Genomic DNA, 16254 nt, shown 5'->3' with positions numbered 1-16254 from the left:
CATGCTGAAGGCGATACCATGGCTGGGGATCAACGGGCTTGAGATCGCGTGCGCCCTTCTCCTGCTCGGGCTCTTCGGCTGGTTCTTACGCGAGCGGGCGCCGACAGCGCCGGGCTGGATCGCTCTGCTGATCGTGACCCCGGTCCTGTTCCTGACGGCGGCCGAGGGGACCCAGTTCCTCACGATGGACGAAGTCGGCATCTTCATTCGCCTATTCACCGCCGATAACCGCGCCATGGATCAGGTGATGCTCGGCGTCTTCGGCGCCAGCCTGCCGATCTCTCTGCCCCTGACACGCATCCTCGAAGCGTCCGGCCTGAGTGCAGATGCGATCCGGATGTTGCTGAAGGCCCTGTGGTGGCTGATCGGAGGCGGCGTCGCAATCCTGATTGCGCGGCTCCTGCTGCAGTTTGCTGGCTTTTCGAGACAGGGATCGCAGGTGCCGCTGGCTTTTGCCTTCGCCGGTATCCTGACCTTGCCGACCGTGCAGCTCGCTCTCAAGACCTTCAACTACGACATCGTCTCGTCGGGCCTCGGCATCGTCGCGGTGCTGATGATGCTCAAGGCGGTGGCTGAGGGCGACGCGATCTGGCTCAAGCAGGCTTTCATCGCAGCAGTGATCGCCGCGCAGGAGAAGCTGACGGCGGGGCCGATCCTGCTGGCGGCGATCATCGCGATTGGCGTCACCCGTGGCGCGCAGGAAGACCGGATGACGGGCCGTTTCGTCCGAGCCGCTATCTCGGCGGCGACCTATGTCGTGATTGCAATGGCGATCGGCCTGGTGCTGCGGGCGCTTCTTTGGCTGAGCGGCCCGCCTGTCCTGCCGCACTTCTATTGGTCTACCGCCGTGGATGCGTTCTCAAGCTGGCTTTGGGTTCCTCTCAAATACCTGCTCCCGATCGAGACGATCCTTGCCCACCGGTCGGTCATCGCGCTCGCGACGGCTGTTCTGGTCAGCGCGGCCGCCGGCCTCATCGCGATACCGGCTTCACCCGCATCTGCGTGGCTTCGGCGGCTCGATACGCCGCCTTGGTTCGTCTATGCGGCTGCTGCACTCGTGCCGGCTTTTGTTTTCGGCCTCGGCACCTTCGGCCTGCTGACGGTTCAGGGATATTGGGCCCCTTATCATCCGCGGCCCGTCTTCGACGGCGTGCTGTTGCAAGAGCTCAATCTCGTCACACTGCATACGGGGGCTTCGTCCCCAACGCAGCATCATCTCGAAATCGTCCTGTACGCGTTGGCCGTCACGGTCGCGGCGGTTCCGTCCGTATTATGGGCGGCGGGCGCTGGCGGTCTGGTGGCTTCGGGATTGGCGTTGGTGACACGCCGCGCGCTCGATCCAGCGCTCAAGCCTGCTCTCGTCCTCAGCCTCCTCTCCCTGCCGCTGCCGATCCTAGCGGCTCTCGGCGGGGTTCCTTTCGCGCATCGCTATTTCAATCTGAGTCTCGGGCTTCTGGCCTGCGCCCTCATCCTGCTCGGCCTCGCCCTGCTGCGGCCGATGCAGCGCAGGATCTACGGCCATCTGGTCACGGCGCTGTTCTTCCTTGCTCTGCTTGTCGAGATCGCGCCGTTCCGGCCGCTCTTTGCTGCGTTCCGGCCGCTGTGGCTGACCTATGGCGACGCGCGAAAAGCAGAGCCCGGGCGCCTCAACCCGTCCTGGATGGGATGGGGCGAGGACATCATGATCGCCGGAAAGATGCTGGAAGCGAAATGCCGCTCGGGAGCGCCTGAACTGGAAGGCGTCGCCTGCAGAGATCTCACGCTTCACATGATGTCATCCGGCCTTTGGCCTGGGCGCCACGCCATCAAGGTGCTGCCGCTCGATTCCGGCAAGGTGCTCGACAGCAAAGCCGACTACTACATCGTCAACCGGCTCTACCTGATTCAGAATTTCTTCGCGGTGCCGCCGATCGAGCCAGATTATCGCGTTTCTTTCCGCGGCTACGATCTGGCGTGGATCTATCGAGGCGACAGGCTGGGTGCTGCGGGTTATTCCTTTCGCAAGCCGGGAACCTGAGGCCCGATCGAGGAAAGGGGCTTGCCTGCCAAGGGAGGCCGGAATATTCCCTTCCGTCCAATTCCTGAGAATGTGGTGACGATGACGTTTTACGGACGTTTGCCCGACGGAACCGGGCAGCCGGATAACAGCCTTCGCGATGAGAGCGTTGACGCGCGGCAGGCCGGTGGCGGCATCCAGCTGTCGATCGTCATTCCGCTCTTCAACGAGGAGGAAAATGTCCCTGCAATGGTCGCCGAGGTTCTCCAGGCGATGGAACTGGCGGAGCGGACGTTCGAGATCATCCTTGTCAACGACGGCAGCCATGATCGGACGGGTGCCCTCATCCGCGAGATCGCCTCGCGCGATCCGCGTGTCAAGGTCGTGGACCTCCGGCGAAACGCCGGGCAGACAGCTGCGATGATGGCCGGCTTTGACTTCTCCAGCGGCGATATCATCATTCCCATGGACGGGGACATGCAGAACGATCCGGCCGACATCCCGCGATTGCTGCAGAAGCTAGACGAGGGGTTCGGCGTGGTCTCCGGCTGGCGCAAGGACCGCAAGGACAAGCTCTTCGTCAGGAAAGTGCCGAGTTGGATCGCCAACCGGATCATCTCCTGGGTTTCGGGCGTGAAGCTGCACGACTATGGCTGCACGTTGAAAGCCTATCGGCGCGATGTTCTGTCCGGCGTCAGGCTCTATGGCGAACTTCACCGCTTCGTTCCGATTTTCGCGAGCTGGCAGGGTGGCCGCGTCACCGAACTTCCCGTCAATCACCGCGCTCGCGAGTTCGGCGTCTCGAAGTACGGAATGAACCGCATCTTCAAGGTCGTCCTTGACCTGATCCTAGTGCGCTTCCTAACAAAATACCAAGCCAAGCCAATCTATGTCTTTGGTTTTATCGCCATGCTTTTCTTCATCGTGGCCTTCCTTGCAGGAATTTACGCCGTGTTCCTCAAGTATTCCGAGGGCATTGCCTTTATTCAGACCCCACTTCCACTGCTTTTCGTGATGGGCTTTATGAGCGGCACCATGTGCATCCTGCTGGGTCTTATTAGCGAAGTGCTCGTGCGAACGTATTTTGAATCGCAGGGCCGGACACACTACATTGTCGGAACGACGATCAACCTGGATCGGATTTGACGGGATGTGCGGCATAGCCGGCTTCGTCGGGGCGGGGACGGAACGCGATCTCGCCCGCATGACCCAGGCACTTGCCCACCGTGGGCCAGATGGGACGGGCAGCTTCTCGCACGAAACTCAGCGCGTTCACCTTGGCCACACGCGCCTGGCGATCATTGATGTAGCCGGTGGACGTCAGCCCATGGTCTATGATGAGGCTGGCTGTACGATCGTCTTCAACGGAGAAATCTACAACCATCACGCCCTGAGACGCGCGCTTGAGGCGACCGGAGAGCGCTTTTTCACGGACCATTCCGACACCGAGGTCATCCTGCGCGGTTACGCCGCGTGGGGCGAGGCGGTGGTCGAACGTCTCGAAGGCATGTTCGCGTTCGCGATCCACGACGCGCGGCGCGGCACGCTTTTTTTGGGCAGAGACCGTTTTGGCGAAAAGCCCCTCTTCTTTCACGCGGGGGCGGACGGGTTCGTCTTCTCGTCCGAGTTGGCCAGCCTCAGGCAGCATCCGAGCGTCGCGACCTTGCCTGCTGACGAGGCCTCGCTGCGTAAGTTCTTTGCCTATTCGTTTCTGCCAGGCCGCTCGACACCGTATCGCAATGTCGAAAAGCTCCTGCCTGGATCAACGCTGACCTACACAATTGAGAGCCGCGAGACGCGGGCACGACGCTATTGGCAGTTCGCCATTGAACATGGCCGGCCGCCTGAAGGAACAGAGGCGGATTGGATTGAACACGTCCGCATGCTTCTGCGCGAAGCGGTTGCATCGCGGCTAGAAAGTGATGTTGCGCTGGGCGTTTTTCTGTCCGGCGGCATCGATAGCAGCGCGATTGCGGCATTCGCTTCGGAGCGGGCTCCGATCTCCACTTTCACCATCGGATTCAATGAGCCGAGCTACGACGAGTCAGCCTACGCAGAGGCAATCGCTCGACATTTGGGCGCGTCGCACCACGTGCACACATGTGATGTTGCTTTCATGCGCAACGCGGCCCCCGGGATTCTGGATGCTTTGGGCGAGCCGTTGGGCGACCCGTCCCTTATTCCCACCCATCTCCTCGCGGCTCAGGCCTCAAGACATGTGAAGGTGGCCCTTAGCGGCGACGGCGGTGACGAATTGTTCGCGGGCTACGACCCGTTCAAGGCCCTGCGGATCGCAAGCATCTATAAGAAGGCGGTTGCGCGGCCAATCCACGCCGCACTGCGTATGATTGCGGCGCGTCTACCTGTTTCTGATGCGAATATGAGCTTCGATTTCAAGCTTAATCGCGCCTTGCGCGGCATGTCCTATTCGCCGTCGGTTTGGAACCCGGTTTGGCTGGCCGCGCTGGAGCCGGATGATATTGCGCGGATATTCGGGCAGCGGATCTCAATTGACGAGCTTTATGAAGATGCCATTGCCTTGTGGGATCGCTCAGGTGCAGGCGATACCGTCGACAGAACGCTGGAATTCTATACCAACCTGTATCTCCCCGACGACATCCTGGTGAAGTCCGATCGGGCCGGAATGATGAACAGCCTCGAGATCCGGGCTCCGTTCCTAGCTGAGGGCTTGGTGAGGTATGTCCAGCGTCTTCCTTCCCACGTCAAATTCCGCAATGGGACGACCAAGTGGATCCTGAAGGAAGCTCTCAAGGGGGTGATCCCCGATAGCATCCTCGAACGCCGTAAAAAGGGCTTCGGCATTCCGGTTTCGCAATGGCTTCGCGAGATGAAGGCCTCGCCTTGGCGCCCGATCGCCGGGCTTGATGATGGTGTCTTCCGAGGCTGGAATGCAGAGCATCAGAGTAAGCGCAGAGATCATCGGGGAGCGTTGTGGTGTCGCATGGTCCTCGATCGAACGCTAGCTGTACCGTATGGCGGATAAGTTCCAAAGCCATTCAAGGTACTGCATTCAATCCGTTTCGGATGTCAAGGTGTCGATAATTGAATCTGGCCCGGCGATCTACTGGGACAATTCAATCGAAAGTGCGCGGCATCAGGCCTGACAGAAACAATACCGGAGCAATTACGTCATGAAATCCTCGCCGCTAGCTAATTTCACCGACCAGAATGTGCTCGTCGTCGGGGGGGCCGGATTTGTCGGGTCTAATCTCGTACGCCTTATCCTGCGGGATAAGCCGCGCAAACTCACGATCGTCGACAGTTTTCTCTCAGCCGATCCGATGAACGTCCACGCGGATCCGGCGGTTAGGCTGGTCGCTGGTTCGATTACCAACGAACGGATCCTGAGCGAAATCGACGACGATCTCGACTACGCGTACCATCTCGCATGTTTCCACGGGAATCAGTCCTCGATTCATGATCCTCTGATGGATCACGAAAACAACACGCTCACCAGCCTCAAGCTGTTCGATCGCCTAAAGGATATTAGGACGCTGAAGAAGGTTGTTTATTCGGCAGCTGGTTGTGCTGTTGCTACGAAGACCTTCGATGGCGCCTCTGCCACGACAGAAGACGCCCCGGTCTCTCTTTACCATGACAGTCCCTATTCCATCTCCAAACTGATAGGCGAGATGTATGGGAATTACTATTTCACCCGCTTCGGCATGCCGTTCGTCAAGGCGCGTTTTCAGAACGTTTACGGTCCAGGTGAGATTTTGGGCGCCGGTCGTTGGCGCGGCACGCCGGCCACTGTCTGGCGAAACGTTACCCCAACCTTCATCTGGAAGTCCCTGCATCGGGAGGCTTTGCCTGTCGAGAATGGTGGCGTAGCCACGCGGGACTTTATCTTCGTCGAAGATATGGCGCGTGGGCTGAAGGCTTGTGCGCTGAAGGGCGACCCCGGCGAAATCTACAATCTCGGCTCCGGAGTCGAGATCAGCATTCGCGAACTTGCCGAGCGCATCAATCGTCTAACAGGAAACGCCACGCCGATCGCACTAACGCCCGCACGAGATTGGGATCGCTCCGGCCAGCGGTTTGCTGCGACGAACAAGGCGCGCGAAAAGCTCGGGTTCTTGGCCGAGGTGGATCATGAGGAAGGCATTCGCCGCACTGTCGAGTGGACGCGGGCTAACAAAGAGGCTATCACGCGCAGCATGATGAGCCACGCTTTTTTTGTGCCGGACGTCCGCCAATACGCGTGAGCGAAGGCTCTATGAAGTGAGTAAACGATAGTGCCAACCAGCTGCTCCAGCAGCCTAGCCTGAAATGCCATGAAATTAGATACGAGCAAATCCGCATCCCTCGATTTTGTCGAAGGTTTGATGGCTTGGCGCCTTTGGTTGCGCTTTGGCTGGCACGATATTCTTGCGCGGTATCGCAGGTCTTGGATGGGGCCCTTGTGGCTAATCGCCACGACCGCGATCTTCGTAATCGCGTTAGCCTTCGTTTACAGCACCCTCTTCAAGGTAGCGCTTGCTGAGTATCTCCCGTTCATCGCGGTGGGAGTGGTCTTATGGAATTTCATTTCGGCAATATGTGCGGAAAGCGTTATGGCCTTCGTTGAATCGGAGGTCTATATTAGGCAGATTCGCCGCTCACCGTTTGTGTATGTGTTTCGTGTAATTTCGCGCAATATCATAGTATTTTTGAACCAGTTTTTAGTTGCAGCTGCGGTATTAGTTTATTTCGGCGGCGTAAGTGCCTTTAATATTTTTCTTGCTGGTTTCGGAATTGCGCTTCTTTTTCTGCAGACGCTTTGGATCGTACCGCTTGTCGGTCTGATCGGTGCGCGTTTCCGAGATCTGCTGCCAATTATCCAGAGCGCACTTCAGATCTGCTTCTTTGTCACGCCAGTAATCTGGCCCGCAAAGGCGCTTGCCGGTAAGGAATGGGTAGCGCTGGCTAATCCGTTTCATCATATAATCGATATTGTCCGAATGCCGCTGTTGGGCGGGACGCCGGCTTTCGCCTCCTACATAGTCGTTGGAGTAATGAGCATTTTGGGCTTGGCAGCCGCCCACCTGTTCTATAGTCGCTTCCGCTTTCGCATCATCTATTGGTTGTGAGGGAGGGGGGCATGGTTAAGATCGTCCTTGAGAATGTCCATGTTGATTTTCCGCTGCTTCAGCAAGATCAGCGGTCGCTCAAGCGGCTTCTGTCCGCGCCGTTGAAGCCGATGCGGATTACCCTTGATCCTCGCGAGCGGCCGATCCTCCAGGCGCTGAAGGGCGTTAACCTAACTCTCAGCGAAGGTGACCGGGTTGCCGTTGTGGGTCCCAATGGAGCCGGTAAGTCGACGTTGCTGCGCGTACTCGCTGGCATCTATCCACCGACCTCAGGGCGAGCCGTAATTGACGGTCGCGTTGGCGCGTTGCTGACTGTTGGTCTAGGAATGCGTGATGAAGTCTCTGGTTTTGACAATATCGAGTTTTGCCTTCTGCTGCTTGGCGCATCACCTCACGATATTGATCAGAAGCGCGAGGATATCGTTGCGTTCACTGGATTGGGTGAGTTTATTCATTTGCACGTCGGCGCATACTCCGCAGGCATGCGCACGAAACTCGCGTTCGCGATAGCCACGTCGATTGATCCCCAGATCTTGATCCTTGATGAGGTTTTCGGCGCGGGCGACGCAGCATTCGTGCGCAAGGCTGAGGAACGCATGATAGAACTCATCCAACGCTCGCGCATTCTCGTCTTCGCCTCGCATGCCCCAGCACTCATCGAGCGGTTTTGTAGCAAGGCGATTTGGGTCGAGGGCGGTCTTATCAAGGAGTTCGGCGACGTCAAAACTGTCTCGGACGCCTATCTCGCATCCGCTCAGGGCTGAAATCGGAAACGGGCGATTCCCATTTTGCTGTGTTTGTGATTCACCGTTTGCAGAGGTGGATCATGGTGACGTTGCCCCTCAGGCTTGATCCGGTTTGAAGTTCGTTCTGGCCCACTGAGAGGACCAGAAGATGAAGCGTAAGCGCTGTTCCGACCGCACCTTCTTCGCAGCGCGTTGAGCGCCCACTCTGACGATCCTGATTTGGAGGGTCGTTTTGTGTCTAGGCTTGACCATAGACTTGAGCCTGAGGGCGAGGTTCGCCGCTTCGAGGTGATCACCGGCGCGATTGGCCGGCGGCGTTGGAATGCCGACGACCGGGCGCGGATTCTTGAAGAGACGCTGGTTCCTGGAGCGGTCGTCTCCGAGGTCGCGCGCCGGCATGGCCTGATGCCGCAGCAGTTGTTCACCTGGCGCCGCGAGGCGCGCAAGGCCGCGCAGACGCTGCCGGCCTTCGTACCGGCGGTTGTCACTCCCGAACCGGTTCTCGCAGCGGAGCCGCCGGCTGTATCGCCGCGCCGAAAGCGGCGCAGTCGACAACATCGGCGCGCGGCGGCGATCGAGATCGACGTCGCTGGTGTGAAGGTGACGATCGAGAACGGGGCCTCTCCGGCGACGATCGCCGCGGTGCTCGGTGCGTTGAAGGTCGGCTCGTGATCGGCCCGACCGGCGTGGTCCGCGTCATGGTGGCGACGAAGCCGGTCGACTTCCGCAAGGGCGCCGAGGGCTTGGCCGCGCTGGTGCGCGAGAGCATCGGCGCCGATCCGTTCTCGGGCACAGTCTATGTGTTCCGGGCCCGGCGCGCCGACCGGATCAAGCTGGTTTACTTCGATGGGACCGGCGTCTGCCTGTTCTCCAAGAGGCTGGAAGACGGCAAGTTCCAGTGGCCCGCCATCGCCGACGGCGTCGTGCGGTTGAGCGCTGCTCAGCTTCAGGCCTTGCTGGAAGGCCTGGACTGGCGCCGCGTGCACGAACGGCGCGAAACGCTGGTTCCGGTCGCGGCGAGCTGATCCGGTTCGTGCTGGCGAGCTTCTGTAATCTATGATTGCGACGCGGCCGAACCTGTGACCAACGATCCGATCGCGCTTCGTGCGATGCTCGCGGCGGAGCGCGCCGAGAACGATCGGCTGCGCCAGATCATCAAGGAGTTGCAGCGCCATCGCTTCGGCCGCCGGGCTGAAAGCCTGCCGGTCGATCAGTTGCTGCTGGGACTCGAGGAAGCCGAGCAGATCGAGGCCGAGGGTTTTGCCAACGAGGAGGCTGCCGATCCAGAGAAGCACGCCGAGCGGGCCAGGAAGCGGCGCACCAACCGTGGATCGTTGCCGGCACACCTGCCGCGCGTGGAGCAGGTCGTCGACATCCAGGACAAGACCTGCCCCTGCTGCCGCGGCGCGCTGCATGCCATCGGCGAGGACATATCGGAACGCCTCGACGTGGTGCCCGCCGAGTTCCGTGTGATCGTGACGCGTCGGCCGAAATACGCCTGCCGGGCGGGTGAGGAGGTGGTGGTGCAGGCACCAGCGCCCGCTCGCCTCGTCGAGGGCGGCATCCCGACGGAGGCCACGGTTGCCCATGTCCTCGTCGCGAAATATGCCGATCACCTTCCGCTCTATCGCCAGGCCCAGATCTACAGCCGGCAGGGCGTGAACCTGGATCGATCGACCTTGGCCGACTGGGTGGGCAAGGCCGCTTTCCTGCTGCGGCCCGTCCATGCGCGGCTGTTCGAGCGCCTGAAGGCGTCGGGCAAGCTCTTCGCCGATGAGACCACGGCGCCGGTGCTCGATCCGGGACGTGGCCGGACCAAGACCGGCCAACTCTTCGCCTATGCCCGCGACGACAGACCCTGGGGCGGATCGGATCCACCTGGGGTTGCCTATCTCTACGCGCCCGATCGCAAGGCCGAGCAGACGATCCGGCATCTTCAAGGCTTCGTGGGTACGCTGCAGGTCGATGGCTACGCAGGCTACAAGGTCCTGGCCGAACGCAACGCCGTGAGCCTGGCCTTCTGTTGGAGCCATGTCCGGCGGAAGTTCTACGAGCTGGCCCAATCAGGTCCGGCGCCGATCGCCATGGAAGCCCTTGCGCGCATCGCGATGCTCTACCAGGTCGAGGCCGAAATCCGCGGCCGCCCGGCCGACGAACGTCGTGCCGCCCGGCAGGCCAGGAGCCGTCCCATCGTCGCGGCGCTGGAGTCGTGGCTCAAGGAGAAGCTCGGCCTCGTCAGCCAGAAGAGCAAGCTCGCCGAGGCAATCCGCTACGCCCTCTCGCGCTGGCAGGGCCTCTCCCGCTTCCTCGACGACGGCCGCGTCGAAATCGACTCCAACGTGGTCGAACGCGCAATCCGGCCGATCGCGCTCAATCGCAAGAATGCGCTCTTTGCCGGCTCCGACGGCGACGGCGAGCACTGGGCCGTCATCGCCTCGCTCGTGGAGACCTGCAAGCTCAACGCCGTCGACCCGCAAGCCTATCTCGGCGACGTCATCGCCCGCATCGTCGCCGGTCATCCGCAAAGCCAGATCGACGGCTTGCTGCCCTGGGCCCTACGCACCCCAGCCGCTCAAGGCCGTGGCCTGAAAACAGCGGTTACGATGAAGCGCAGCGGCTTCTCGGAAGAACAGATCATCAATCCGCGCGCCCAGATGATCGCGCTCTGCGGGAGCGAATGATCGCGATCGCCCGCGAGCGCCGCCGCTTCGGCTATTGGCGCCTGCATGTTCTGTTCAAGCGCGAGGGGCACGTCGTGAACCACAAGCGGCTCTTCCGGCTCTATCGCGAGGAGAAGTTGGCCGTGCGTCAGCGCGGTGGCCGCAAACGAGCCGTCGGGACCCGGGCGCCCATGCTGGTGCCGCTACGGCCGAACGAGCGCTGGATCGGCCAAAGCCATACTTCGCGGCGCTTGTCATCTGGCGTGGGCGGAAGCCTTCTGTGCCAAGGCTAGTTTGTCTCGCGAGCTACCGCTACGATCATGCAGATCCAAGTCGAACCCGGGGGGCGCTGTTCGGTTGCTTCCGCCGTTGCTGGCTCCCTCCACCACGTTCCAAAGGATACATCGGGCGATGTGCCATTCAATCACAGGGCGTGCTGTAGAGCGCGTGCAATCTTGGCGGCGGCGTCACCAGTGCCGTAATCAGTAATGTCTCGGCGAGGTGCGTAGGTTTTACTCGTCCAGAGCCGATTCCAGCCCGCCTCGATGGTCTCAACCCACTCCGTTTCGTCGCGCAGTGTCACGCACGGAACGCGATGGAAATAGGCCTCTTTCTGCAAGCCGCCGGAATCGGTGTAGACGGCGGCGGACTGACTGAGCAGGCGGGCCATGTCGAGATAGCCGATCGGGTCGATCAGGGTCAGGCCCTCCAGCGTGAGTCCCCGGCTAACGAGAAGCTTGCGTGTGCGCGGATGGACTGGCATCACGATCCGCCGCATGCGGGCGGCTTCCTCTAGCCAGTCCATGACATGCAGGAACCGCTCGGGGTCGTCGGTGTTCTCTGCGCGGTGGATCGTTGCAACGGCGTAGCTGCCCGGCTTCAGCCCGTGGGTCTCGATGATGGTCGAACGACCCTCGGCCCGTTTCACCGCAGCCAGCGTGGTATCGAACATGACGTCGCCCACGGCATGGATGCCCTTGGTGAGCCCCTCGGCGGCGAGATTGCGGACCGCCGTCTGCGTTGGGCAAAATAGAAGAGCGCTGACATGGTCAGCAACGACGCGGTTGATCTCCTCCGGCATGCGGCGGTTGAAGGAGCGCAGACCGGCTTCCACATGAGCGACCGGAATGTTGAGCTTGGCGCCGGCGAGTGCGCCCGCAATGGTGGAGTTCGTGTCGCCGTAAATGAGGATGATGTCGGGCGCTTCCGCCAGCATTGCTTCTTCGAGTTTCTCGAGCATGCGGCCAGTCATGGCGGCGTGCCCTAGGCTGTTGACCTCGAGATTGTAGGCAGGCTTCGGGATATCGAGTTCGTCAAAGAAGACGTCCGACATCAAAGCATCAAAATGCTGGCCAGTGTGGGCGATGACCTCCGTCATGCCCTCCTTGGCGATGGCACGGCTGACGGGAGCGGCCTTGATGAACTGCGGTCTGGCGCCGAGGACTGTAAAGATGTGGGGCATGATTGGTCCGCTGCGGAGGGCCGGCTCATTTTTACGTTCGCCGATGGTATGGCGAATAGAGGACGGTCTCTGGCGATGCAAACTTTCGGGGCACTGGTTGGGCAATACGCCGCCGTGAAACGTGCGTCGTTCCCCGCCGACGGCGAAGCTCTAGCGTGGCTCGTTCGTCGTGGCAATGCGGTTGGGCTCCGCGACCGTGCTCGCGCCGCTCCGCTCTTGACCAATCAATTAGCTTCCACCTATCTCGCTGTACTGATGGAAAGAGGATTGGCATTTGACAAGCGTTCGGCGCGCGCTCGCAGCCTATTCAATGTCAAGTACGTTCGTTCAGACGACGCTTGACTATCTCACTGCTTTCAAGCATTTCGGTGGGTTTGAGGTGGACTACGTTCATGCCACTCACCACGCATCGATAGGTTTCGATTTCGAATCTTATGATATTGTTTTTCATAGCTATTGCGCACGTCTTTGCTTTGAAGGATACGTCTCCGACAGCTATCGGGAGCGCCTGAAGAAATTTTCTGGTATAAAGGTGCTGTCCGTTCAGGATGAATATGACAACACCGACGTTCTTCGGGCCGCGATTAAGGATTTGGGCTTTGATATCGTCTTGACTTGCGTGCCGCAGGATGGTCTCGAGTACGTATACCCTAGATCAGAATTTCCGAATGTAGAATTCATCACAGTCTTTACCGGCTATGTGCCGGATGACTTCGCCTCTGATCTGCCGCCGCCGAAGCCGTTGGCTGAACGATCGATTTTCGTCGGTTATCGAGGGCGCGACATCGGTGGCCGATATGGCCGACTTGGCTTTGACAAGTTCGAGATCGGTCGCCGCATGAAGGAACTCTGTGCTGCGCGCGGTATTGAAACCGACATCGCAATGAACGAGGCAAGCCGGATCTACGGCAAGGCGTGGTTCGATTTCGTCGGAGATTGCAGGGCGATGCTTGGATCGGAATCGGGCTCCAACGTGTTCGATTTCGATGGCAGCATCGACGCCCGTTTCAAGGAGATGACGGCCGCGAACGGTGGTGTTCCTCCGAGCTACGCCGATTTCCTGCCGATCGTTGCAGATCGTGATGGGGCGATCGAGATGGGGCAAATTTCGCCGCGGGTTCTGGAATGCGCGATGATGCGTACCCCGATGGTCCTGTTCAAGGGGCGCTACTCGGACACAATCGCACCGAACGAGCACTATATCACGTTGGAGAAGGATTTCTCCAACGTGGACGAGGTCCTCGCGCGCCTTAGGGATTTGCCGGCGCTCGAAGCAATGACGCAGCGCGCTTTCGACCATCTCGTCGCGTCGAAACACTTTACCTATCGCACGTTCTACGCCGGCATTGCCGCTGCGATCGAACGGCATCTGGTGGCTAAAAATAGGACGCCTGCGGGCCGTTCCGGGGTGTCTCCCGCGATGCTGGATTCGTCCGGCTTGTTGATGGAGCATCCGACCGCACTTCCGGAACAGGAAGAGAGCTTCCAGCTTCGAAAGGACGTGGCTGAAAGTGTCCTATATCGAAGTGAAGTCGATCGGCTGATCGTCGAATTCAGCCATCTTCGATCGTTGCTACAGATTGAGATTCGCCGAAACTATGCCAGCTTCGGTCGTGAAATGGCGCTGTTCAAGGGCCTAACCCAGATTGCCGATATCTGCCGGCTCACGATGCCTCGACCTGTCGAGGTGAGCGATTTTTCAGGAGTGCTCGCCGGCTACGATGCCGAAATGCTCCTGGAGCAACCGCGACGTGCTGCCGCCAGCGCCTCATTCCGTAGCGCTTTGTCGTTTGGCGATGATAGGGCGATGGTTGCCGCCGCGCTGCGCAACATGCTGGAAATCGAGAAGGCAGGTTACTTCAATATGATCGAATGGATCGAGAGGCTGAACAAAGCCTACGATTGCTATAGGGAGGAGATAGCGCAGGCCTATGGTGGAGTGATCGAGTTGGTCCCGGGCGTCCTGTCGCAGCTCACCCCCCGAGAGCGACTCCGCGTGCGCTTTCTCTCTGCTATAATCCGCTTGCGGCGAGCGCGGATGTCTACGCTGCGTGGGATTGTGCGCTCCAGACTCGCGCAGCGCGTGCTTACTGCGCTTCCCGCGATCGAGCCTCTGGCCAAGCGCATTGCAGCACGTCTGAGGTCAAGCGGATGGACCTAAGATTCCTCTCTGCTTGGGTCGTTGAGGTCAAGCTGCTCCACCTTGTTTTTCGGATCGCCTCGCCCCGTGGGTCACACGCTTCTCTTCGCGGTCGGCGCGAGGCCGCCGCATGCGTGGTGTCCGCTCCTCCTTCATCAGCGCTACGGCTTCATATTGCAGCCAGTGGGCGCCCTGCGGGCTCTTTGCCTCACCGGAGCTGTGCGCCGTCGCTCCCACATGCGGTGGAGGATCACGGCGGGCTTGCGGGCGACTGCGACGCAAGCCCGCGCCATGCTGCGATGCCTGGCGATCTTCATCCCCCACGCCCGCAGGCTCAACCATTTCTGGCTGCGCACGAGCAGCGTGTGCGCGGCCTCGTAAAGCGCGGTGCGGGCGAGTTCGTCGCCGCAGCGGCTGATCTTGTCCTGGATGTCGGTCTCGCCGGACTGGTAGCGCGCCGGCGTCAGGCCGAGATGGGTGCCGACGTCCCGCGACCGCCTGAGCCGATCCGGCCGGTGAATCGTCGCGCGGAAGGCGAGCGCCGTGATCGGGCCGACGCCTGGAGCGCTCATCCGCCGCCGACAGACCTCCTCCCTGCGGACGAGAGCCAGGACCTCCTTCGTCAGTCGAGCGAGCGCGACCAGCATGGTAGCCAGGATCGCAAGCAGCGGTTCGGCGAGCTTCACCACCAAGGGATTGCCCTGCGTCAGTTCGCGCACGCGGCCGGCGAAGGTCGGGCGGCCCGGCGTGCCGAGCTTGAGGCCGGCCTCCCGCAGGATCGCCCGCACCACGTTCTCGATCGCGCGCATCTCATTCAGGACCGTGCGGCGCGCCGCCAAAAGCGAACGCCACAGCCGGCACTGCCGGCTCTTGACGTGAACCTGCCGGAACCAGCCCGTCCGCATGATCTGCGCCAGAGCCCGGGCGTCGTTGCGGTCGGTCTTATTCAGCATTGTCTTCATCGCGGCGTTGGCCTGGCGCGTCTCGATGCAGAACGCCGGCAAGCCGGCCGCGCGCAGGCAATCTTGAAGCCAGGCCGTCAGAGAGCACGCTTCCAACCCGATGCGCTCCAGAGGCAGGTCGATCTCATTCAGCGCGACGATCAAAGCCGCAGGCTCGCTGGCCGCACGCGCCTCCTTCACGATCCGCCCGGTTCCATCAACCACGCAAATGGCAGTCTCTTCCAGCGACACGTCCAGTCCGGCATAATGGTTCATGGCTGCTCCTTCCCGATGCTTGTGGCCACTCAACACGGACCAAGTTCCAACATCCCGAACGGAGCAGCACCCGCCGGGTAAGACCCCAATCACCCCATCTGTTTGAGAATACTCAAGGATGGACGACCCGCCGCAGCATGAGGCTTCCGAGTGCGACGTGGGTCATGGCTTCGGAGACGTCGAGGCGCTGCTCATAGTCTCGGACGAGGCGTTTCCACCGGTCATCCAGCCGAAGGTGCGCTCGACGACCCATCGCCTCGGCAGCACCTTGAAGCCGGACGTCTCGATGACGAAGTCGCGATAGGCGGCGGCGTCCAGGAGGCGGGTGCGATCATAGGCGCCGTCGGCGAACAAATGCTTGAGCCAGGGCCAGCGCTTGTGGATGGCGGCAACGATGTGCTGGGCGCCGGCAGTGTCGGAGATGTCGGCGGCGGTGAGGTTGACCATGAGCAGCCTGCCATCGGTATCGACGGCGATGTGGCGTTTGCGTCCGACGATCTTCTTACCGACGTCGAACCCGCGCTTTTCTGCGGCTGGCGCCTTGATCGACTGACTGTCGACGACGGCTGCGGTTGGTGACTGCTCCCGGCTCTCGCGCTCGCGATCGAGCATCAGCGCGACATCATGGATCGTCTTGAACAGCAGGCGGCGAACGAACCGCCTGAACCAATAGACCGTCTGCCAGGGTGGAAAGTCGTTCGGCAGCATCCGCCAGCCGCCACCGGTTCGGGCAAGATAGCGCAGCGCGTCGAGCACCTCGCGAAGGTCGGTCGTCGGCTTGCGTCCGCGATTCGGGATCGACGGCAGGAACGGACGGATGAAGAGCCACTCCTCATCCGTCAGATCAGTCGGGTAGCGCTTCGCGCGTTTCTCAAATCCAGCCATCCGGCCACGGCTTGCTCGGGTCCACATCCCAAGCTTGAATCATGTCCCAAGCTTGAAT

The 16254-nt window shown here is 60.7% G+C and carries 10 protein-coding genes and 4 pseudogenes; 11 read left to right on the top strand and 3 right to left on the bottom strand.

The genetic code is table 11. From position 1 onward, the window contains the following. Position 1: 1 nt before the first annotated feature. The 10 genes and pseudogenes from FG93_RS21135 to FG93_RS21090 form a co-directional block, all read left to right on the top strand. A complete protein-coding gene (locus FG93_RS21135) occupies positions 2-2017 on the top strand; it encodes a hypothetical protein (RefSeq protein WP_043238004.1) in 2016 nt (671 codons plus the stop codon). An 81-nt stretch (positions 2018-2098) separates the two neighbouring features. Further along, the gene (locus tag FG93_RS21130; RefSeq protein ID WP_081881700.1) at positions 2099-3142 is read left to right on the top strand and encodes a glycosyltransferase family 2 protein; all 1044 of its coding nucleotides are present in this window, start codon (positions 2099-2101) and stop codon (positions 3140-3142) included. A gap of 4 nt (positions 3143-3146) precedes the next feature. Continuing rightward, positions 3147-5000: an asparagine synthase (glutamine-hydrolyzing) gene (gene asnB, locus FG93_RS21125; protein ID WP_043238002.1), complete on the top strand. Its 1854-nt coding sequence runs from the start codon at positions 3147-3149 to the stop codon at positions 4998-5000. Between the two features lie 148 nt (positions 5001-5148). After that, entirely contained in the window at positions 5149-6222 is a 1074-nt protein-coding gene (locus FG93_RS21120) for an NAD-dependent epimerase/dehydratase family protein (RefSeq protein WP_043237999.1), read from the top strand. Between the two features lie 69 nt (positions 6223-6291). Beyond that, a complete protein-coding gene (locus FG93_RS21115; RefSeq protein WP_081881698.1) occupies positions 6292-7086 on the top strand; it encodes an ABC transporter permease in 795 nt (264 codons plus the stop codon). An 11-nt stretch (positions 7087-7097) separates the two neighbouring features. Continuing rightward, a complete protein-coding gene (locus tag FG93_RS21110; RefSeq protein ID WP_043237994.1) occupies positions 7098-7850 on the top strand; it encodes an ABC transporter ATP-binding protein in 753 nt (250 codons plus the stop codon). Positions 7851-8066: 216 nt separating this feature from the next. Next, positions 8067-8504 (top strand): transposase, encoded by a 438-nt coding sequence (locus FG93_RS21105; RefSeq protein WP_043237991.1) that lies wholly within the window; start codon positions 8067-8069, stop codon positions 8502-8504. Then, positions 8501-8857: an IS66 family insertion sequence element accessory protein TnpB gene (gene tnpB, locus FG93_RS21100; protein ID WP_043237989.1), complete on the top strand. Its 357-nt coding sequence runs from the start codon at positions 8501-8503 to the stop codon at positions 8855-8857. The genes FG93_RS21105 and tnpB overlap by 4 nt, the downstream gene beginning before the upstream one ends. 84 nt (positions 8858-8941) lie before the next feature. After that, positions 8942-10387: pseudogene (locus tag FG93_RS21095) on the top strand (IS66 family transposase); the annotation flags it as partial. Positions 10388-10467: 80 nt separating this feature from the next. Then, a pseudogene (locus FG93_RS21090) lies at positions 10468-10716 on the top strand (IS3 family transposase); the annotation flags it as partial. A 200-nt stretch (positions 10717-10916) separates the two neighbouring features. Here FG93_RS21090 and wecB read toward each other — a convergent pair. Continuing rightward, positions 10917-11954, bottom strand: a complete 1038-nt coding sequence (gene wecB, locus FG93_RS21085) for a non-hydrolyzing UDP-N-acetylglucosamine 2-epimerase (protein ID WP_043237986.1) — start codon at positions 11952-11954, stop codon at positions 10917-10919. A 310-nt stretch (positions 11955-12264) separates the two neighbouring features. Here wecB and FG93_RS31350 point away from each other — a divergent pair, with 310 nt between their 5' ends. Next, positions 12265-14115 carry a hypothetical protein gene (locus FG93_RS31350; protein WP_052514004.1) on the top strand — a complete coding sequence of 617 codons (1851 nt, stop codon included), beginning with the start codon at positions 12265-12267 and terminating at the stop codon, positions 14113-14115. 187 nt (positions 14116-14302) lie between these two features. Here the strand turns inward: FG93_RS31350 and FG93_RS21075 are convergent. Together FG93_RS21075 and FG93_RS21070 are read right to left on the bottom strand one after the other, a co-directional pair. Next, positions 14303-15311 (bottom strand): annotated as a pseudogene (locus tag FG93_RS21075) (IS110 family transposase). Positions 15312-15423: 112 nt separating this feature from the next. Continuing rightward, positions 15424-16223, bottom strand: a pseudogene (locus FG93_RS21070) (IS5 family transposase). Positions 16224-16254 lie beyond the last annotated feature (31 nt).

Origin of the sequence: Allobosea sp. LC85 (genome assembly GCF_000735605.1) — a bacterium.
In the GTDB taxonomy this organism is placed as follows: domain Bacteria; phylum Pseudomonadota; class Alphaproteobacteria; order Rhizobiales; family Beijerinckiaceae; genus Allobosea.
Note: the sequence above shows the minus strand (reverse complement) of the source record. Positions and strands in the feature narration are given on the sequence as shown.